The organism is Methylobacterium sp. J-092, assembly GCF_022829325.1.
In the GTDB taxonomy this organism is placed as follows: domain Bacteria; phylum Pseudomonadota; class Alphaproteobacteria; order Rhizobiales; family Beijerinckiaceae; genus Methylobacterium.
In genome coordinates this window covers 27,589-46,058 of record NZ_JAKSXU010000093.1, presented here as the reverse complement: position 1 = coordinate 46,058, position 18,470 = coordinate 27,589, and the positions used below count along the sequence as shown (strand labels likewise).

General features: G+C 70.9%; 16 protein-coding genes. 6 read left to right on the top strand and 10 right to left on the bottom strand.

What is annotated here, in order from left to right; all coding sequences use genetic code 11:
- Positions 1 to 56 precede the first annotated feature (56 nt).
- The 5 genes from MKK60_RS10325 to MKK60_RS10305 all read right to left on the bottom strand — a co-directional run bounded on the left by MKK60_RS10325 (position 57) and on the right by MKK60_RS10305 (position 5,748).
- Complete coding sequence (locus tag MKK60_RS10325) at positions 57 to 866, bottom strand: enoyl-CoA hydratase/isomerase family protein (protein WP_243937584.1); 810 nt, start codon at positions 864 to 866, stop codon at positions 57 to 59.
- Positions 867 to 887: 21 nt separating this feature from the next.
- Positions 888 to 2,108: a CaiB/BaiF CoA transferase family protein gene (locus tag MKK60_RS10320; RefSeq protein ID WP_243985521.1), complete on the bottom strand. Its 1,221-nt coding sequence runs from the start codon at positions 2,106 to 2,108 to the stop codon at positions 888 to 890.
- 10 nt (positions 2,109 to 2,118) lie between these two features.
- The gene (locus MKK60_RS10315) at positions 2,119 to 3,411 is read right to left on the bottom strand and encodes an MFS transporter (protein ID WP_243985519.1); all 1,293 of its coding nucleotides are present in this window, start codon (positions 3,409 to 3,411) and stop codon (positions 2,119 to 2,121) included.
- Positions 3,412 to 3,829: 418 nt separating this feature from the next.
- A complete protein-coding gene (locus MKK60_RS10310) occupies positions 3,830 to 5,083 on the bottom strand; it encodes an MFS transporter (protein WP_147728409.1) in 1,254 nt (417 codons plus the stop codon).
- 401 nt (positions 5,084 to 5,484) lie between these two features.
- The gene (locus MKK60_RS10305) at positions 5,485 to 5,748 is read right to left on the bottom strand and encodes a hypothetical protein (protein WP_147844085.1); all 264 of its coding nucleotides are present in this window, start codon (positions 5,746 to 5,748) and stop codon (positions 5,485 to 5,487) included.
- Between the two features lie 445 nt (positions 5,749 to 6,193).
- Here MKK60_RS10305 and MKK60_RS10300 point away from each other — a divergent pair, with 445 nt between their 5' ends.
- On the top strand, positions 6,194 to 7,180 hold the full coding sequence (locus MKK60_RS10300; RefSeq protein ID WP_243985518.1) for a L,D-transpeptidase: 987 nt from the start codon (positions 6,194 to 6,196) through the stop codon (positions 7,178 to 7,180).
- Positions 7,181 to 7,238: 58 nt separating this feature from the next.
- Here MKK60_RS10300 and glpX read toward each other — a convergent pair whose 3' ends face one another.
- The 3 genes from glpX to MKK60_RS10285 all read right to left on the bottom strand — a co-directional run bounded on the left by glpX (position 7,239) and on the right by MKK60_RS10285 (position 10,552).
- Complete coding sequence (gene glpX / locus MKK60_RS10295; RefSeq protein WP_243938841.1) at positions 7,239 to 8,234, bottom strand: class II fructose-bisphosphatase; 996 nt, start codon at positions 8,232 to 8,234, stop codon at positions 7,239 to 7,241.
- 147 nt (positions 8,235 to 8,381) lie between these two features.
- Positions 8,382 to 9,704 (bottom strand): homoserine dehydrogenase, encoded by a 1,323-nt coding sequence (locus MKK60_RS10290; protein ID WP_243985514.1) that lies wholly within the window; start codon positions 9,702 to 9,704, stop codon positions 8,382 to 8,384.
- 167 nt (positions 9,705 to 9,871) lie between these two features.
- Positions 9,872 to 10,552 (bottom strand): ceramidase domain-containing protein, encoded by a 681-nt coding sequence (locus tag MKK60_RS10285; RefSeq protein WP_243985512.1) that lies wholly within the window; start codon positions 10,550 to 10,552, stop codon positions 9,872 to 9,874.
- Positions 10,553 to 10,653: 101 nt separating this feature from the next.
- On the opposite strand from MKK60_RS10285, the gene xth reads away from it, so the two are divergent.
- Both xth and MKK60_RS10275 read left to right on the top strand, forming a co-directional pair.
- Positions 10,654 to 11,448 carry an exodeoxyribonuclease III gene (xth, locus tag MKK60_RS10280; protein ID WP_243985510.1) on the top strand — a complete coding sequence of 265 codons (795 nt, stop codon included), beginning with the start codon at positions 10,654 to 10,656 and terminating at the stop codon, positions 11,446 to 11,448.
- A 138-nt stretch (positions 11,449 to 11,586) separates the two neighbouring features.
- On the top strand, positions 11,587 to 13,098 hold the full coding sequence (locus MKK60_RS10275; RefSeq protein ID WP_243985508.1) for a DUF2252 domain-containing protein: 1,512 nt from the start codon (positions 11,587 to 11,589) through the stop codon (positions 13,096 to 13,098).
- Between the two features lie 32 nt (positions 13,099 to 13,130).
- Here the strand turns inward: MKK60_RS10275 and MKK60_RS10270 are convergent, their stop codons facing one another.
- Entirely contained in the window at positions 13,131 to 14,675 is a 1,545-nt protein-coding gene (locus MKK60_RS10270) for a helicase HerA-like domain-containing protein (protein WP_243985506.1), read from the bottom strand.
- A gap of 137 nt (positions 14,676 to 14,812) precedes the next feature.
- Between MKK60_RS10270 and MKK60_RS10265 the strand changes: the two genes are divergently transcribed.
- A complete protein-coding gene (locus MKK60_RS10265; RefSeq protein ID WP_147726661.1) occupies positions 14,813 to 15,199 on the top strand; it encodes a DUF2780 domain-containing protein in 387 nt (128 codons plus the stop codon).
- A 151-nt stretch (positions 15,200 to 15,350) separates the two neighbouring features.
- Positions 15,351 to 16,376 carry a GNAT family N-acetyltransferase gene (locus MKK60_RS10260; protein ID WP_243985504.1) on the top strand — a complete coding sequence of 342 codons (1,026 nt, stop codon included), beginning with the start codon at positions 15,351 to 15,353 and terminating at the stop codon, positions 16,374 to 16,376.
- A 63-nt stretch (positions 16,377 to 16,439) separates the two neighbouring features.
- Here MKK60_RS10260 and MKK60_RS10255 read toward each other — a convergent pair whose 3' ends face one another.
- Complete coding sequence (locus MKK60_RS10255) at positions 16,440 to 17,612, bottom strand: zinc-dependent alcohol dehydrogenase (protein WP_147842965.1); 1,173 nt, start codon at positions 17,610 to 17,612, stop codon at positions 16,440 to 16,442.
- Between the two features lie 201 nt (positions 17,613 to 17,813).
- On the opposite strand from MKK60_RS10255, the gene MKK60_RS10250 reads away from it, so the two are divergent.
- On the top strand, positions 17,814 to 18,437 hold the full coding sequence (locus MKK60_RS10250; RefSeq protein WP_147726655.1) for a glutathione S-transferase family protein: 624 nt from the start codon (positions 17,814 to 17,816) through the stop codon (positions 18,435 to 18,437).
- Positions 18,438 to 18,470: the final 33 nt, after the last annotated feature.

Here is an 18,470-nt window from a genome sequence, read left to right as displayed (position 1 = left end):
AACGGGCGACCCAATGCGGATCGAGCGAGGTTCGATCGCCCGTGCGGGAAAGCGGATCAGCGCCCCTGCCAGTCCGGCGTGCGCTTGGCGAGGAACGCCTCCATGCCCTCGCGAAAGTCGCGGCTCATGTAGCAGCTGAGGATCAGGTCGTCGCCGGGCTGCGGCTCGCCCTCGGGGGCGGCGGCCTCCTCGGCGAGCCGGCGCAGGCCTTCCTTGGTGGCCTGCATCGTCAGCGGGGCGTGACCGGTCAGGAGCGTCGCCAGCTCCGTCGCGCGCGCGGCCAGGGCGGCGGCATCGGCCACCACCTCGCCGACGAGGCCGATGGCGAGCGCCTCCTCGGCGCCGACGAGGCGGGCGGTGAAGATGATGTCCTTGACCCGCGCCGGGCCGATCAGGTCCGACAGGCGCTTGAGGTTGCCCTGCGACAGGCAGTTGCCGAGCGTGCGGGCGATCGGGAAGCCGAAGCGGGCGTCGCGCGTGGCGATGCGCAGGTCGCAGGCGGCGGCGATCGCCGCCCCGCCGCCGGTGCAGGCGCCCGCGATCGCCGCGATGGTCGGCACCCGCATCCGCTCCAGCGTGCCGAGCACCCGGTCCATGAAGCGCTCGTAGCCGAGCGCGTCCTCGGCGGTCTCGAAGCTGCGGAACTGGGCGATGTCGGTGCCGGCGGCGAACGCCTTCTCGCCGGCGCCGGTGATCACCAGCGCCTTGACCGAGGCGTCCTCCTGAATCCGCAGGCACTGCGTGACCAGGCCCTCGTACATCGCGAAGGTCAGCGCGTTGCGGGCGTGCGGCCGGTTGAGGACGATGCGGGCGATCGCGCCGTCCTGGGAGACCAGCAGCTCATCGGTCGGGGCGGCGTCGCTCATGGTGGAAGTCCTCTCCAATCGTCACGCCGTCGTCTCGCCCACGACGCCCGCCGCGATCAAGCCGTCGATCGCCGCCGCGTCGTAGCCGGCCCCGCGCAGGATCGCGCGCGAGTGCTCGCCGAAGAGCGGTGCCGGGCCGTGGACCTTGCCCGGCGTCGCCGAGAACTTCACCGGCAGCCCGAGCGTCGTCATCGTCCCGGCGCGGGGATGATCGACCGGGACCACCATCTCGCGGGCCAGCGTGTGCGGGTCGCGGTGCATCTGGTTGACGTCGAGCACCGGCCCGGCCGGCACGCCGCCCGCCTCCAGGCGCGCGAGCCACGCCGCGGAGGTGGCGCCGCGGAAGAACGGCGCCAGCGCCTCGGCGAGGGCGATCCGATGCTCCATGCGGCCGGCATTGAGGGCGAAGCGCGGGTCGGCGGCGAGCTCCGCGGCGCCGAGCACGTCGAGCAGGCGCAGCCAGTTGGTCTGGTTGGCCGCACCGATGGTGATCCAGCCGTCTTCGGTCTCGAACGCCTCGTAGGGGGCATTCAGCGGATGGGCCGAGCCCATCGGCCCCGGCGCGATCCCGGTCGCCATGGCGATCGCCGACTGCCAGTAGGTCAAGGTGATGCCGGCCTCGAACAGCGAGGTGTCGACCACCTGGCCGAGGCCGGTCTTGAGCCGGTGCGTGTAGGCGGCGAGCACCCCCATCGCCGCGAGGATGCCGGCGGTGATGTCGGTGACCGGCGGCCCGCACTTCATCGGCGGCTCGCCCGGCCCGGCGCCGGTGACGCTGATCAGCCCGCTCATCCCCTGCGCGACAAGATCGAACCCGGCGCGCTCGGCGTAGGGGCCGGAGCGGCCGAAGCCGGAGAGCGAGCAGTAGACCAGGGCGGGGTAGCGTTCGCGGAGGGCCTCGTAGCTCAAGCCCAGCTTCTCCATCGTGCCGGCGCGGTAGTTCTCGATCAGCACGTCGGCATCGGCGAGCAGGCGGTGCAGCACCGCCTTGCCGGCCTCGCTCTTGAGGTCGAGGGCGAGGCCGCGCTTGCCGCGGTTCATCATCATGTAGGCGGCGCTCTCGCCCTCGATCGCGGGCGGCACCGAGCGGCGGGTGTCGTCCCCGCCCGGGATCTTCTCGACCTTGATCACCTCGGCGCCCATGTCGCTGAGCATCAGGCCGCAGACCGGGCCCGCCATGATGTGGGCGAGCTCGACCACCTTGACGCCCGCGAGCGGGCCTTCGCGTCGGGTCTCCGTCATCGGCATCCCCTCAGCGCGCCGGAAGGGTCGCCCCCGGCGGGACGAGACCGGCCTCGGCCGGCTCCACGAAGGGCCGCTCGGGATGCATGGTGAAGGCGGTGGCCGCGCCGAGCAGGCACAGGCCGATCGAGCCCGCGAACGGCAGCGTCCAGTCGCCGGTCGCGTCGACGATGAGCCCGAACACGATCGGCGAGACGATCGCCGCCACCGCCGACCCGGTGTTCATCAGCCCGCTCGCGGTGCCGGCGAACTTCGGCGCGATGTCCATCGGCACCGACCAGATCGGCCCGATCACCAGCTCGGCGAAGAAGAAGCCCGAGGACAGCAGCAGCGCGACGTAGGTGAGGTCGCGGGTGAAGAACACGCCGGTCAGGCTCGCCGCCGCGCCGAGAAAGCCGATCACGACGATCGAGAGGCGCGCGAGCTTGAGGTTGCCGGTCTTCTCGAAGATCCGGTCGGAGAGCACGCCGCCCAGCGTGTCGCCGACGACGCCGGCGAAGAACACGCCCGAGGCGAACAGCGCCGAGTTCTTCAGGTCGAGGCCGTAGCTCTGCTTGAAGAAGCTCGGCAGCCAGCCGAGGAACAGCCACAGGGTCCAGCCGTAGCAGAAATAGGTGATCGTGACGGGCAGGATGCGCCTGGTCAGCGCGCCCCACGGCACCGACTGCTTGGCGCCGACCTTGCGCGGGGGCGGCAGCTCGTCGAGCTCGGCTCGGGTGATCGACTTGTGGTCGGACGGGTCGTCGCGGAAGTACAGGTACCAGACCACGACCCAGACGAAGCTGATCGCGCCGAGGATGACGAAGCTCGAGCGCCAGCCGAAATGGTAGATCAGGAAGGCGACGATCGGCGGCGCGACCGCGTTGCCGAGCCGTGCGAAGGCGTGGGTGATGCCCTGCGCGAAGCCGCGCCGTCCGGGCGCGGTCCAGTTCTGCATGGCGCGGGTGGCGGTCGGGAAGGTCGCGCCCTCGCCGAAGCCCAGCAGCACGCGGGCGAGGAACAGGCTGACGAGGCCGCCGACGAACCCGGTGAGGATCGTCGCCGTGGCCCAGATCAGGCCGCAGACCAGGAGCGTGCGCCGCGCGCCGAACTTGTCGCCGACCGAGCCGCCGATCACCTGGAAGATCGCGTAGGGGTAGGCGAAGGCCGAGAGGATCAGGCCGAACTGGGTGTTCGACATGCCGAGATCCTTGATGATCACGGCGCCCGCGGTGGCGATGTTCACGCGGTCGAGATAGGTGATGAAGTACATCAGGCAGAGCAGGAACAGCACGCTGTTCGTGGCGCTCAGGCGCTTGATCATGGCGTCGATCCTCCGGCAGGATTTTTGTCGCAGCCGCCTTGTGGCGGTCCTCGCCGGCACCCTGGCCTCGCGACCGGATGCGACGTTTCGCATTACGTATTCAGTACGCTCGGCCGATGCCGGAGTGCAACCGTCGGTGACAAAGACCCGGTTTTTTCCGCAGGCGCAATCCACCGCGACGTCGGCCGACGGCGGCGTCGGGAAGGCTCGGGCAGCGCGAGCGAGGCGGGGGCGGGTCGATCGCACCCGTGGCGGGCCGAGCACGGCACCGGACTGCGCGTCCCTCGCGCCGGGCTGAGGCAGCGACCGCGACGGTCGCGTCTCGCCGTCCCCGCTCGCCCTTTTCGCCGTCGGCTGGTGGCGAAACGAAAAACGGGGGCCGAAGCCCCCGTGCTAATCCGTGACGATGGTGGAGGGTTCAGGCCGTGGCGGCGCGCATGCCGTCGTTCGCCGCCGGGGTGGCCGACGGATCGAGCACCTTGCCGCGCGGGCCGACCCAGGTGCCGACCCACTTGCGCTGCCACAGGAACAGGCAGCCGAGCACGATCCCGGCGAAGACGGCGTAGACGACGAAGCCGGTGGCGAAGGCGCCGGTATACTGCTTCGAGAAGCCCATGACGTTCGGCAGGATCGCGCCGCCGAGCGCCCCGATCTCGCCGATCATCGAGCCCGACACCGCGGTGTTGGTGGGGTAGCGCAGCGGCACGAGCTGGAACAGCGCACCGTTGCCGGCGCCGAGCGCGGCGAAGCAGAGCATGAACAGGATCGTGGTCGCGGCCAGCGACGGCGTCGCGGTCAGCGCCAAGAACGATGCGATCGAGGCGAGCAGGACGACCGAGAGCACGGCGATGCCGCCGAGGCGGTCGGCGAAGTAGCCGCCGAGGATGCGGATGCCCGAGCCCATGAAGGCGGCGAGCATGGTGAGACGGCCGGCCTCGACCTTGGTCACCGCGAACTGCTCGTAGAAGAACGTCGGCAGGAAGTTCGACAGGCCGATGAAGCCGCCGAAGGTGATGACGTAGATCAGCGAGAAGGCCCAGCCGTCCTTGGTGAACAGGCACGAGATGTGGTCCTTGAAGGACTGGTGCTCGAGATCCGGGGGCTCCTTGGCGAGGACGATCATCACGATGAGCGGGATCGCCATGACGCAGCCGGCGAAGCCGTAGACCGCCTGCCAGCCGTAGGCCTGGGCGAGCGGCGGCGCGAACAGCACGGCGAGCACGGTGCCGGAATTGCCGGCGCCGGCGATGCCCATCGCGAGCCCCTTGTGCTCCGGCGGGAACCAGCCCGAGCCGAGCGACAGGGCCACGCCGAACGAGGCGCCGGCGATGCCGAGCAGCACGCCCATGGCGAGCACGTCGTTGTAGCTGGAGATGAAGAAGAACCCGTAGGCCATCGCCAGCATGATGACGCTCATCTCGGTGATGGCGGCGTTCTTCCGGCCGATGTACTGGGCGAGCACCCCGAGCGGGAAGCGCATGATCGCGCCGGCGAGGATCGGCAGCGAGATCATGAACCCGGTCTGGGCCGGCGAGAGCTTGTAGGTCTCGGTGATGAACGGCCCCATGGCGCCGTTGAGGACCCAGATCGCGAAGCAGAAGTCGAAGTAGAGGAAGGCGGCGAACAGCGTCGGGGGATGTCCCGACTTCATCACGGTCTTGAAGGAGGCCATCGTGGGTGCTCGTCTTGATCGGGCGGGCGCTCGGGCGCAGCCGCTCATGCCGGAGGAACCGGACTCACACCGTCCGCATTGCGAGGCTTCGTTGCCCAGCGTGCCGCGCATGGCGCAGCGCACCACCCCAAGCAGCAACCGTGCCAGACGCGGACGCGACGCCGGATGCCCCCCGGCCTGACGAACCGGCGCTCCGGAGGGTCGGACCTTCGGGGTGCAATGGGCCCGGCGACGGGACGGCATGCGGCCGTCCAGCGAGCACCCGGTGCCGGGTTTCAGGGCAACGATGCCTGGGCAGGATGCGATCGCCGAAATCCGCCCAATCCACGGGCATCCCGTGCGGGTGCATGGCCCGCGGATCAACCGATCACGTCTCCGAGATCGGTTGCCGGATCGCAGCCTCAATGGCAGGTGGTGATGGCCTTCACGATCCAGCCCTGCTCGGGCTGCCACAACTTGCGGCGGGCACGCGTGCAGTCCGGCGGCGCGGTCCCCGCCGTCCAGGCGGCCTTCGGCTCGGACGCGTCCGGCTCGACGGTCTGGACCGGGCGCGGGCGCTCCGGACGCTTCGCGGCGTCCCGGGCGACGGCCGGGACCGCGACGACGCAGGCGAGCGCCAGGAGCGACGCCGCGAGGCGCGCGCGCAAGTTCGAAGCGGATGACACGGGTCGATGTCCGAAGATGGTGTGATCTGCGATACTGTTGGCGCCAAGACGGGCGACAAATCAATCGCGTCTCCGCAACTTGTCCCCGCTCTGCCGGGAACGATCGGGCATGGTAAAGGGCGGGTGCCGACGGGCGCCCGGATGCTGCGATCCAGCTCTCGCCTCCCGTTCCGGCCACGCACCGGCTCTGCACTGCAGATCTCGCGGCCCGGCAGATTCTCGATAGACGAGCGCGCGCTCGGCGCCGACCGTTGCAAGGAATCGACGGCACGCGATGAAACGGCGTCCGGGACGCTGCGGAGGATGACGCGACGGGCCGGGACTTGCTAAGCCTTGGATCGTCACCACCGGATCGCGGCCGCCGCTGCACGACCGCGTGACTCAAGGTTCCGTGCCGGCCCCGCGCCGACCCGGGGACCTCGGATCAAGGACGTTTCGAACCGCCATGTCGAATACCCTGCGAAGCCTTCTGCTCGTCGGCGCGATGACCAGCCTCGCGAGCCTGTCCGCGACCGCGCCCGGTCACGCCCAGGGACGGGGCACCCTCGCCTCGAGCGCCATCGACGGCGTCGGCGACGACGACCGCCTGTTCCAGGACCAGACCGGCGCGCTCTACCGCCTCCGCGCCGGCCGCTACGAGCCCTATGCCGGCCGCGTCGAGTTCGGCCGCGCCGTTCCCGATCGCGCGACGACGTCCGAGCGCCGCCTCGCCCCCGAGCGCCAGCAGCTCGCCGAGCGCCCGCCCGAGACGCTGGCCGAGAGCCCGGCCGACGCGCCCGCCGCGCCGCTCACCGTCGGGCCGAAGCCCGGCGCCAACCAGCTCTCCCCGGCCATGGCCGCCGCGATCAACCGGCCGATCGACAACGGCCCGATCAGCTACGACAAGGCCTATGCCGCGATCGCCGACGACGCGTTCCCGGTGGCGGCGTTCAACTGGAAGAAGACCAACCCGGCGTTCCTGCGCCAGGAGATCGCCTATACCGGGCCCTACGAGCCCGGCACGATCATCGTCGACCCGCGGGCGCACCAGCTCACCCTCGTCCAGGCCGACGGCCGGGCGCGGCGCTACGGAGTCGGCGTGGGCAAGCAGGGCTTCTCGTGGTCGGGCACCGCCACGGTGAACCTGAAGCAGGCCTGGCCCGACTGGTACCCGCCCAAGGAGATGATCGCCCGGACGCCGCACCTCGCCCGCGAGGTCGACACGCTGCCGAGCGGCGTCGGCGTTCCCGGCGGCAACCGCAACCCGCTCGGCGCCCGGGCCATGTACCTGTGGCAGGGCAACAAGGACACGCTGTTCCGCATCCACGGCACCCTCGATCCGAACTCGATCGGCAAGAGCGTCTCGTCGGGCTGCATCCGCATGATCAATCAGGATGCGATCGATCTGTTCAGCCGCGTCAACGTCGGCACCAAGGTCGTCGTCCTGAACTGAGCGGGGAACGACCGCGCCGTCCGCAGGGGGAGACTCCGCGGACGGCGTTCGCGCATGCTCAGTCGACGTTGCGCTCCGTGCGGCGGTGCTCGCCGAGGATGCGCCGTACCGTGCCCGTGGCCGAGCGGTAGACCACGGTCTCGGTCTCGATCACGCCGGGCCTGAAGCGCACGCCGCGCAGCAGCGCGCCGTCGGTGACGCCGGTCGCCGCCACGATGACGTCGCCCCGGGCGAGGTCGGTGAGCTCGTATTTCCGGTTGGGGTCGCCGATGCCCATGTCCTGCGCCCGCCGGCGCTTCTCGGGCGTGTCGAGGATCAGCCGGCCCTGCATCTGGCCGCCGATGCAGCGCAGCGCGCCGGCCGCGATCACGCCCTCGGGCGCCGCGCCGGTCCCGAGATAGATGTCGACGCCGGTCTCGTGGGGCGAGTTGGTGAAGATGATGCCGGCGATGTCGCCGTCCGAGATCAGGCGGACCCCGGCGCCCGCCGCGCGGATCGCGGCGACGAGGTCGGCGTGGCGCGGCCGGTCGAGGACGATCGCCACGATCTGCGAGGCCGGCACGCCCTTGGCGCGGGCGAGCGCAGCGATGTTGTCGGCGGGGCTGGCGTCGAGGTCGACGACCCCCGGCGGATAGCCCGGGCCGATCGCGATCTTCTGCATGTAGACGTCGGGGGCGGCGAGGAGCGAGCCGCGCTCGGCCATCGCCATGATCGCGATGGCGCCCGGCATGTCCTTGGCGCACAGGGTCGTACCCTCCAGCGGATCGACCGCGAGGTCGACGCGCGGCCCGCCGCCGCTGCCGAGGCGCTCGCCGATGAACAGCATCGGCGCCTGGTCGCGCTCGCCCTCGCCGATCACCACGGTGCCGTCGATCGGCAGCGCGTTGAGCTCGGCCCGCATCGCGTCGACGGCGGCCTGGTCGGCGGCCTTCTCGTTGCCCTGCCCGCGCAGGGCCGCCGCGGCGATGGCAGCGCGTTCGGTCACGCGCGCGAGTTCGAGGGTGAGCGTGCGCGCGACGACGCTCCGCGAGCCCTGCATGAGCGCCTCGTCCATCGTTTCCCAAGCCCTTCCCGCGGCCCGAACGTTTTCGGTGCCCTGCTCCTACAGCTTAGCGCAGGCAGGATGCACGAAAATAACTCAGGTTTCCGAATTTCCAGCGAAGAGGAACGATAGTGCTTATCCTTCGAGCGCCGAGGAGGCTTATTCCCGCTCGATTCGGATGAGCTGCGGCGCCTCGGCCAGCAGCCCGTCGGCGGCGATGGCGTCGAGCGCCGCGCGGATGTTGCCCTCCGTCGCGGCGTAGGTGATCAGCACCAGCGGCACCGGCTGCCCGGAGCGCCCGTGCGGATCGCTCTCCGCCGTCTCCCCGGTGCGGCGCTGCAGGATGCTCTCCAATGAGATCTCGCGCTCGGCCATGCGGGTGGCCACGCCCGCCGCGACGCCGGGCCGGTTGTGGACCGTGAGGCGGATGTAATAGCCGCCCTCGTGGCGCTGCATCTCGACCCGCTCGGCGGGGCGCAGCTGCGCGGTCGGGCAGCCGAAGGTCGGGCGGGTCAGGCCGGCGGCGAGGTCGGCGATGTCGGCGACGACCGCCGACGCCGTGGCCTCGCCGCCGGCGCCCGGGCCAATCAGGGTCAGCTCGCCGACGGCGTCCGCGTCGATCGTCACCGCGTTCGTCACGCCCATCACCTGGGCGATGCTGGAGGATTTCGGCACCATGGTCGGGTGCACGCGCTGCTCGATCCCGGCCTCCGTCGCCTGCGCGACGCCGAGCAGCTTGATCCGGTAGCCGAGCTCCTCGGCCATCAGCAGGTCCAGCGGCTTCACGCCGGAGATGCCCTCGACCGAGACGCCCTCGGCGTCGATCGCGGTGCCGAAGGCGAGGCTCGTCAGGATCGCGAGCTTGTGGGCGGTGTCGAAGCCCTCGACGTCGAAGGTCGGGTCGGCCTCGGCGTAGCCCAGCGCCTGCGCGTCCTTGAGGCAGGCCTCGAAGGTCAGGCCCTCGCGCTCCATCCGGGTGAGGATGTAGTTGCAGGTGCCGTTCATGATCCCGTAGACGCGGCTCACCGCGTTGCCGGCCAACCCCTCGCGCAGCGCCTTGATCACCGGGATGCCGCCGGCGACCGCCGCCTCGTAGGCCAGGGCCACGCCCGCGGTCTCGGCGGACGTCGCCAGCGCCGCGCCGTGCAGGGCGAGCAGCGCCTTGTTCGCGGTGACGACCGGCTTGCCGGCGGCGAGCGCCGCCTCGACGACCGCCTTGGCCGGCCCTTCCGAACCGCCGATCAGCTCAACCACGCAGTCGACCTCGGCCGAGCGCGCCATCTCCACCGGGTCGTCGAACCAGTGCAGCCCGGCGACGTCGAACCCGCGGTCGCGCGTCCGGTCGCGGGAGGAGACCGCGACGACGCGGATGTCGCGGCCGGTGGCGGCGGCGAGCGCCGACGAGCGGCGCGCGATCATGCGGACGACGGCGGCACCGACCGTGCCGAGACCGGCGACACCGAGGCGGAAGCTCTGGGACATGCTGGTTTTCGTAGCCTTCTGCCCTGCGCCGTCGGCGGCCTGTCGGCCAGCGCGGACGGGCGCGGGGTACGCCGCGCGCCCCATCGGCTGCGGCGGCGTCCTTCTGCCCCGATTTGCCGGGAGGCGCAAGAAATCGGCCGGTCTCGGTCGTCTCCGGGCGCCCCCCGTCACCGGCGGCGCGACGCCGCCCGATGCCGCACGGCGGCGACGACCAGGCCGAAGAGGATGCCGGCATTCAGCAGATGCCAGAGGGCGTGGGTGCCGACGGGCACGCGCGCGCAGACGCTGCGGTCCATCGTGCGCAGGGCGAGTGAGACGCCGAACAGGAGCGCCAGCGCGGCGAGCCGCCGGGCGGTCGACGACGGGTCGCCGAGCCATCGCAGCCCGACCGCGACGCCGAGGAGCGCCAGCACGGCCGGCAGGTAATCGACCGAGCCGTTGGTGAGGGCCTCGACCGAGCGCCCGGCGGCGGCATCGAGGGCGGGGACGAGCCCGAAGCCGAAGCCCGCGAACGCCAGGGTCGCCGCCGCCGCTGCCACGAGCCCGAATCGCAGGAACCGCACCATCGCCAGGAAGAAGTAGGCGTGGATGAACACGGTGATCGGCACCACGTCGGCGAGCATCGCCCAGCGCACGGCGAGGGTGTGGAACAGGAAGGATCCGACGCCGACGATTGCCGTCAGGAGCGCGAGAGCGGCGGCGGGCCGATCGTCCACCGTGCGGGCACGCCGGAACGCGACGGTGCCGGCGACGAGGAAGGCGGCGTTGGAGACGGCGTTGACCGGCTCGGCCCAGAACGCCGGGCTCCCGCGCTCGCAATAGCCGGCGATCGGCTCGAACCAGTCCACCGGCGACCTCGTTGCGGGACGGACGACGATGCGTCCGGCCTTCCGCTTGTCAGGGCGGTGCGAAGGCCCGATGACGGGCTCCGCTCTCCAGGACGCCAGCGATGCGCATCACCACGTGGAACGTCAATTCGATCAAGCAGCGGGTCGGGCACCTGCTCGCCTTCCTCGACGAGGCCAAGCCGGACGTGGTCTGCCTGCAGGAGTTGAAGTGCCAGGAGGAGGCGTTTCCGCGCGCCGAGATCGAGGCGGCGGGCTACGCGGTCGAGGCCGTGGGCCAGAAGGCCTATAACGGGGTCGCGCTGCTGGTGCGCGCGCCGCTGACCTACGATCCGGACACCGTTCTGCGCGCGCTTCCGGGCGACGCCGAGGACGAGCAGTCCCGCTACGTCGAGGCGCTGGTCGCCGGGGACGGCGTCGCGCCGGTTCGGGTGGCCTCGATCTACCTGCCGAACGGCAACCCGGTGGCGAGCCCGAAATACCCCTACAAGCTCGCCTTCCTCGAGCGCCTGCGCCTGCATGCCCGCGCGCGGATGCGCGAGGAGACCGCCCTGGTGCTGGCCGGCGACTACAACGTCATTCCCAAGCCGGAGGATGCGGCCGAGCCCTCGGCCTGGGCCGACGACGCGCTCTACCTGCCCACGACGCGCGCGGCGTTCCGGTCGCTCCTCGCCGAAGGGCTGACCGACGCGGTCCGCGCCTGCGACCCGCGCCCCGGCCTCTACAGCTTCTGGGACTACCAGGCTGCCGCCTGGTCGCGAAACTTCGGCATCCGCATCGACCACCTGCTGCTCTCGCCCCAGGCCGCCGACCGCCTGGTCGCGGCCTCGGTGCAGAAGCACCTGCGCGGATTGGAGAAACCCTCGGACCACGTGCCCGTGACGGTGGAGCTGACGTGAAGGCCGGATCGGCCCGGCGTCCGATATCGTAACCCTTCCGCGCTACGCCCCACGGATTCGATGGCGACATAATCCCCGCCGCCGCAACGAACTTATGCGGTCAAGGTTGTCCCCGGTCGATCGGAGTCGCAGGCAGCCATGGAACGACCGAACCCCATCCACGGCGAGGACGCGTCCGCCGGCGCCGAGACCGGCCAGGACCACGCGGCCGCGGACGAGGCCGCCGAAGCCGGCGTCCTGGAGCCGCTGGCCGACTACCCGCACATCGATCTCCGCGCCGGCGGCGAGCCCTGGGACAAGCGCCGCGCCGCCGGCAAGCGCCTGCGCGAGGTGGTGGACCATGCAGCTCACGCCGCCCTCGACCTGCCCGCCGACCGGCCCGATCCGGTCGACCTGATCGCGGGCGCTCACGAGGGCCGGCAGCCCGAGCTGGTGCCGCTGCGCGTCGCCCGCATGGCGAGCTCGCCCTTCGCCTTCCTGCGCGGGGCGGCCCACGTCATGGCCTGGGATCTCGCGCACAGCCCGCGCAGCGAGATCATGGTGGTGATGAACGGCGACGCGCACATCTCGAATTTCGGCCTGTTCGGGACGCCGCAGGGCGACGTCGTGCTCGATCTCAACGATTTCGACGAGGTCACGATCGGCCCCTGGGAGTGGGACCTGAAGCGCCTCGTTGCCAGCATCGAGGTCGCGGCCCGCGAGGACGGGGTGCCCGCCGACCAGCGCCGGCAGGCGGTGATGGCCGCCGTCGGCGGCTACCAGCACACGATGCTGGACCTCGCGCCGCAGGGGTCCCTCGACGTCTGGCAGCAGGCCACCCGCGCCGACGAGCTCGATTTCTCCGGCGTCCGCATCGACGAGGCGTCCCAGGCCGTCGTGCGCAAGGCGGTGGAGAAGGCGCGCAAGAAGAACAACCAGAGCCTGCTCGCCCGCGTCGGCGAGCGCCGCGTCGACGGAGGCTGGCGCTTCCGCGAGGACGCGCCGATCCTCACGCGCGTCGACGACGACACCCGCGAGTCGGTGATCACCGGGCTCGAGCACTACGCCGAGACGCTGCCGCGCGAGCGCCGGTTCATGCTGAGCCGCTACCACGTGGTCGACGTCGCCCACCGCGTCGTCGGGGTCGGCAGCGTCGGGACCCGCGCCTACGTGGCGCTGCTCTGCGGCAACTCGGACCAGGACGTGCTCTTCCTGCAGGTGAAGGAGGCGGTGCGCCCGGCCCACGCCCCCTACCTGCCCGGCATGCCGGAGCCCTATGCCAGCCACGAGGGCGAGCGGGTGATCTACGGCCAGCGCCTGCTCCAGGGCGTCGGCGACCCGCTGCTCGGCTGGACCACGATCACCGACCGCCCATTCTACGTGCGGCAGATGAAGAACATGAAGGGTGAGATCCCGGTCTCCTGCATGACCGGGCAGCCGCTGCTGTACTTCTCCTGGGCCTACGGCGCGCTGCTCGCCCGCGCGCATGCCCGCACCGGCGACGCGGCGGCCATCGCCGGCTATTGCGGCAAGGACCGCCACGCCGACCTGCGCGAGGCGCTGGCCGACTGGGCGCACGCCTACGGCGACCGGAACGGGGCGGACTACCAGGCCTTCCTCGCCGCGATCGAGGCGGGCCGGCTCGAGGCGGCACACGATCCCTGCCTGTGACCCGGCGCGGCCCGCGCCGCGCCGGGTCCCTGCTACCGCTTCGTCAGCCCGCCGAGCACGTTGCGCAGGATCGCGTTGCCGACCTGGGTGCCGACGCTGCGCGCCATGGAGCGCGCCGCATTCGACACGACCTGCTCGGCAAGGCTCTGCGGCGCCTTGCGCCCCCCCTTGCCGCCACCCTTGGCGGCGGGCGGGCCGAACACGCTGCCCATGATGCCGCCGAGGAACCCGCCGAGGCCGCCTTCCGAGGCCTGCGCCGCTTCCGCCGGGGCGGCGTCGAGATTCTTGCGCTTGGCCAGCATCTCGTAGGCGCTCTCGCTGTCGATCGCCGCATCGTACTTGCCGCGCAGGGGGCTCCGGGCGATCAGGTCGGCGCGCTCGGCCGGCGTCAGCGGGCCGACGCGACCCTGGGGCGGCGCGATCAGGGCGCGCTCGACCACCGACGGCGTCCCCTTCGGCTCCAGGAAGCTGACCAGGGCCTCGCCGACGCCGAGCTGCGTGATCGCCTCCGCGACGTCGAAGCTGGGATTCTGCCGGAAGGTCTCCGCGGCGGCCTTCACCGCGCGCTGGTCGCGGGGAGTGAAGGCGCGCAGCGCGTGCTGGACCCGGTTGCCGAGCTGGCCCAGCACCGTCTCGGGCACGTCGAGGGGGTTCTGCGTCACGAAGTAGACGCCGACGCCCTTCGAGCGGATCAGCCGCACCACCTGCTCGACCGCGTCCAGCAGCGCCTTCGGCGCATCGTTGAACAGCAGGTGCGCCTCGTCGAAGAAGAACACCAGCTTCGGCTTGTCCAGGTCGCCCACCTCGGGCAGCTGCTCGAACAGCTCGGAGAGCATCCACAGCAGGAACGAGGCGTAGAGCCGAGGCCGCTGCATCAGCTTGTCGGCGGCCAGGATGTTGACGACGCCGCGCCCGTCGCGGTCGGTCCGCATGAAGTCCTCGAGGTTGAGGGCCGGCTCGCCGAAGAACCGGTCGGCGTTCTGGTTCTCGAGCATCAGGAGCTGGCGCTGGATCGCGCCGACCGACGCCGCCGAGACGTTGCCGTACTGGCCGGAGATCGTCTTGAGGTTCTCCGAGCAGAAGGCCAGCAGCGCGCGCAGGTCCTTCAGGTCGATCACCGGCCACTGGTTCTCGTCGGCGACGCGGAAGGCGATGTTGAGGACGCCCTCCTGCGTGTCGTTGAGCTCGAGCAGCCGCGCCAGCAGCAGCGGCCCCATCTCGGTCACGGTGCAGCGGATCGGATGGCCCTGCTCGCCGAACAGGTCCCAGAACACGGTCGGGAAGCGGTCGGGCTCGTAGGCGATGCCGAGTTCCTCGGCGCGCTTGACGAAGACGGGCTTGGATTCCCCGGCCGCCGCCAGGCCCGAGAGGTCGCCCTTCACGTCGGCTGCGAAGACCGGGACGCCGGCATTGGAGAAGCCCTCGGCCATCACCTGCAGCGTCACGGTCTTGCCGGTGCCGGTCGCGCCGGTCACCAGCCCGTGCCGGTTGGCGAGCTTGAGCGACAGCACCTCGGGCTTCGGCGCGCCGGTCTTCGGGATGCTTTTTCCAACGAGGATGCTGCCGTCGCCCGCCATCACGCCCAATCCCCTTCGCACCACCGGTGAAGGTTATGCCGGCCGAAGACCGGCTTTGCCAGATGCGCGGCCGTTTTGCTTGATTTCTGCTTCCCTAAGCCCGAAGGACGAGGAAACACCCTCGGGAGCTGCCGATCATGGAAGAACTCATCGCCCGCGTGACCAACCGCACCGGGCTCGATGCCGCGACGGCGCAGACCGCGATCGGGCACATCCTGGCGTTCCTCCAGAAGGAGGGCCCCGCCACGGAGGTGAGCCAGCTGATGGCGGCGATGCCGGGCGCCGAATCCCTGGTCGCGACCTCGAACGCCGACGAGGGCGGCGGCGGCCTCATGGGCATGCTCGGCGGCATGATGGGCGGCGGCGTGATGGCGCTCGGCCAGAAGCTGATGGCGGCCGGCGTGCCGATGGGCCAGATGCAGCCGCTTGGCCAGGAGCTGTTCGCCTACGGCCGCGAGAAGGCCGGCGAGGACGTGATGGGGCCGATCGTCGGCTCCGTCCCCGGCCTCAGCCAGTTCGTCTGAGACCGGACGGCCTTCGGGCTCGCGGGACGCTCACGGGCGCCGGCGCGGGCCTGTCATAAAAGCGTGCGGCCTTCGTGATTGTGTCCGGTTCCAGGGCCTGGAGCCGGCCGCCCCGCGGGGGCGCGCTCCCGACCCGGAATGGGCGTCGACCATGGTCGCGAAGTTTACGCGTGGGGCCTCCGCCGCCTGGGACGCGATCCGGGCCAACGGCTGGGACAGCGTCGAGTCCCCCATCGCGAAGCTGAAGCGCAAGTCGGCCGACGGCACCCTGCCCGGCTTCGGTGGCCGCAGCCTGATCCCGCCCGGCGCCACGCCGATCCGCTTCAAGGCCAAGGGTGCGGGCAAGCCCCTCCCCGAGCTGGGCCCGAGCCTCGGCCGCATCGGCAGCCTCGAGGTGTGCCTTGCCACCCGCAAGTCCGAGATCCGCCGGGCGCAGCGGCTGCGCTACCAGGTGTTCTACGAGGAGATGTCGGCGATCCCCAGCGGCATGGCGATGCTGTCGCGGCGCGACGTCGACGCCTACGATGCGGTCTGCGACCACCTCCTGGTGATCGATCACGCCGCGACCGACGCGAAGCCGTTCCGCAAGGCGCGGCCCAAGGTGGTCGGCACCTATCGCCTGCTCCGCGGCGAGGCGGCCGAGCGCCATTTCGGCTTCTACTCGGCCTCCGAGTTCGACATCGCGCCGCTGCTCGCGGCCCATCCCGGCAAGCGCCTGCTCGAGCTCGGCCGCTCCTGCGTGCTGAAGCCCTATCGCACCAAGCGCACGGTCGAGCTGCTCTGGGCCGGCATCTACGCCTACGTGCTGCACCACCGCATCGACGCGCTGATCGGCTGCGCCAGCCTCGACGGCACCGATCCCGCCCGCCTCGCGCTGCCCCTGAGCTTCCTGCACCACCATGCCCGTGCGCCCGACGGCTGGCGGGCCCGGGCGCTTCCCGAGCGCTACGTGCCGATGGACCGGCTCGACCGCGAGGCGATCGACCCGAAGGCCGCCCTGCAGGCGCTGCCGCCGCTGATCAAGGGCTATCTCCGCGTCGGCGCCACCTTCGGCGACGGGGCGGTGATCGACCGCCAGTTCGGCACCACCGACGTCTTCGTCGTGCTGCCGGTGACGGCGATCGGCACGCGCTACCTCGGCCACTTCGCGCCGACGGCGAACGCGCGGGCGGCGTGAGCCCCCGCGACGAGCGACGCCGGCGACGGTCCGTTCCGGACCGCGCCAGCATCGCCCCGTCGGTCAGTTCGGGTGGAACACGACCTTCACGCAACCGTCCTTCTTGTCCCGGAACGTCTTGTAGAGGTCCGGCCCGTCGGCGAGGTTGGTGGAGCGGTGGGTGATCATCGACGTCATGTCGATCTTCCCCTCCTGGATCAGCTTGGTCAGCGTCTCCAGGTAGCGCTTCACGTGGGTCTGCCCGCTCTTCATGGTCAGGCCCTTCTGGACGATCATGCCCATGTTGACCGGGATCGGGCCGCCGTAGACGCCGGGCACCGAGACGATGCCGCAGGGGCGCACCGCCTTGATCGCCTCCATCAGGGCGTAGGGCCGCTCGGTCGAGGTCAGCTTCTCCTGGATCGTGTTGACGAGGCTGGCGACGCCATGGCCGGCGCTGGCCTCCATGCCGACGCAGTCGATGACGCCGTCGGCGCCCTCGCCCTTGCTGATCTCCTTGATCCGCTCGAACACGTCTTCCTTCGCGTAGTCGATGATGTCGGTCGCGCCGTAGGTGCGGGCGAGCGCCAGGCGCTCGGGCACCGTGTCGATCGCGATGATGCGCTCGGCGCCCATGATCTTGGCGGACTGGATCGCGAACAGGCCGACCGGGCCCGCGCCCCAGACCGCGATGATCTCGCCGCCCTTGATCTCGCAATGCTCGGCGCCCTGCCATCCGGTCGGCAGGATGTCGGTGAGGAACAGCAGCGACTCGTCGTCGACGCCCTCGGGCGCCAGCATCGGCGCGACGTCGGCCATCGGCACGCGCACGTACTCGGCCTGCCCGCCGCCGTAGCCGCCGGTGAGGTGCGAGTAGCCGAACAGGCCGGCGGTGGTGTAGCCGAACTGGGCGGCGGCCATGGCGGCGTTGCGGTTCGAGCGCTGGCAGACGGAGTAGTTACCGAGCCGGCACTGGCGGCATTCGCCGCAATTGATGTTGAACGGCACGACCACGCGGTCGCCCTTCCTGAACTTGGTGAAGCCCTGCCCGACCTCGACGACCTCGCCCATGAACTCGTGGCCGAGCACGTCGCCCGCCTCCATAGTCGGCATCTGGCCGTCCATCAGGTGGAGGTCGGAGCCGCAGATGGCGCAGGACGTCACCTTGATGATGATGTCGCGCGCATCCTCGATCCGCGGATCGGGGACCGTGTCGCAGCGGATGTCGCCCTTGCCGTGCCAGCACAGCGCTTTCATGAAAATCCTCTCGTGACGGCGGAATCGCGGCCCACGGAGGTGCGGGCTCGTGCGGGTAAGTGCCCGATCGTACGGCCAAGTTCCGATGGCCCGTCGAATGGCCGCAGCGGTCCGACCGCATCCGGGGGGCCGGTCGCGGCCGTGCCGCCGGGATCCGTGCTACGAGGCGCCCTCCGCAAACCCGATGGGTCCAGAACCAGCATGATCGTCTACGGCACCGGCTATTCGCCCTACGTCCGCAAGATCCTCGTGGCGCTCGCCGAGAAGGGCGTGCCCTACGAGCACGTGCCCTGCATGTTCCACGCGCCCGATGCGGCGTTCCAGGCGGCGAGCCCGCTCGGCAAGATCCCGGCGATCGACGACGACGGCTTCAAGCTCGCCGATTCCTCCGCGATCCTGTGGTACCTGGAGCGCAAGCACCCGGACCCGGCGCTGATGCCGGCCGACGCGAAGGCGCTCGGCCGCGCGGTCTGGTACGACAAGTTCGGCGACACGGAGCTGTTCGGCCCGCTGGTCGTGGCGTTCCGCGAGCGGGTACTGAAGCCCAACATGATGGGCAAGCCCTGCGACGACGCCGCGGTCGCCAAGTCGCTCGACACCGACCTGCCGCCGCTGTTCGACCATCTCGAGGGTCGGATCGACGGCGCGTTCCTGGTCGGCGACGCCTTCTCGATCGCCGACATCGCGATCGCGACCGGCTTCTACAACTTCCACCTCGCGGACGCGAAGATCGACGCCGCCCGCTGGCCGAAGCTCGCGGCCTACGTCGACGGCATCCTGGCGCGCCCGTCCTTCGTCACGGCCATGGCCGCGCGCAAGGGCTGAGCGCCGTCCGATAGACCGCGTTACTGATGGACT

Coding starts and splice junctions, on each gene's coding strand:
- MKK60_RS10325 (WP_243937584.1), bottom strand. CDS start 866: ATGAGCGACGCCGCCCCGACCGATGAGCTGCTGGTCTCCCAGGACGGC.
- MKK60_RS10320 (WP_243985521.1), bottom strand. CDS start 2,108: ATGACGGAGACCCGACGCGAAGGCCCGCTCGCGGGCGTCAAGGTGGTC.
- MKK60_RS10315 (WP_243985519.1), bottom strand. CDS start 3,411: ATGATCAAGCGCCTGAGCGCCACGAACAGCGTGCTGTTCCTGCTCTGC.
- MKK60_RS10310 (WP_147728409.1), bottom strand. CDS start 5,083: ATGGCCTCCTTCAAGACCGTGATGAAGTCGGGACATCCCCCGACGCTG.
- MKK60_RS10300 (WP_243985518.1), top strand. CDS start 6,194: ATGTCGAATACCCTGCGAAGCCTTCTGCTCGTCGGCGCGATGACCAGC.
- glpX (WP_243938841.1), bottom strand. CDS start 8,234: ATGGACGAGGCGCTCATGCAGGGCTCGCGGAGCGTCGTCGCGCGCACG.
- MKK60_RS10290 (WP_243985514.1), bottom strand. CDS start 9,704: ATGTCCCAGAGCTTCCGCCTCGGTGTCGCCGGTCTCGGCACGGTCGGT.
- xth (WP_243985510.1), top strand. CDS start 10,654: ATGCGCATCACCACGTGGAACGTCAATTCGATCAAGCAGCGGGTCGGG.
- MKK60_RS10275 (WP_243985508.1), top strand. CDS start 11,587: ATGGAACGACCGAACCCCATCCACGGCGAGGACGCGTCCGCCGGCGCC.
- MKK60_RS10270 (WP_243985506.1), bottom strand. CDS start 14,675: ATGGCGGGCGACGGCAGCATCCTCGTTGGAAAAAGCATCCCGAAGACC.
- MKK60_RS10265 (WP_147726661.1), top strand. CDS start 14,813: ATGGAAGAACTCATCGCCCGCGTGACCAACCGCACCGGGCTCGATGCC.
- MKK60_RS10260 (WP_243985504.1), top strand. CDS start 15,351: ATGGTCGCGAAGTTTACGCGTGGGGCCTCCGCCGCCTGGGACGCGATC.
- MKK60_RS10255 (WP_147842965.1), bottom strand. CDS start 17,612: ATGAAAGCGCTGTGCTGGCACGGCAAGGGCGACATCCGCTGCGACACG.
- MKK60_RS10250 (WP_147726655.1), top strand. CDS start 17,814: ATGATCGTCTACGGCACCGGCTATTCGCCCTACGTCCGCAAGATCCTC.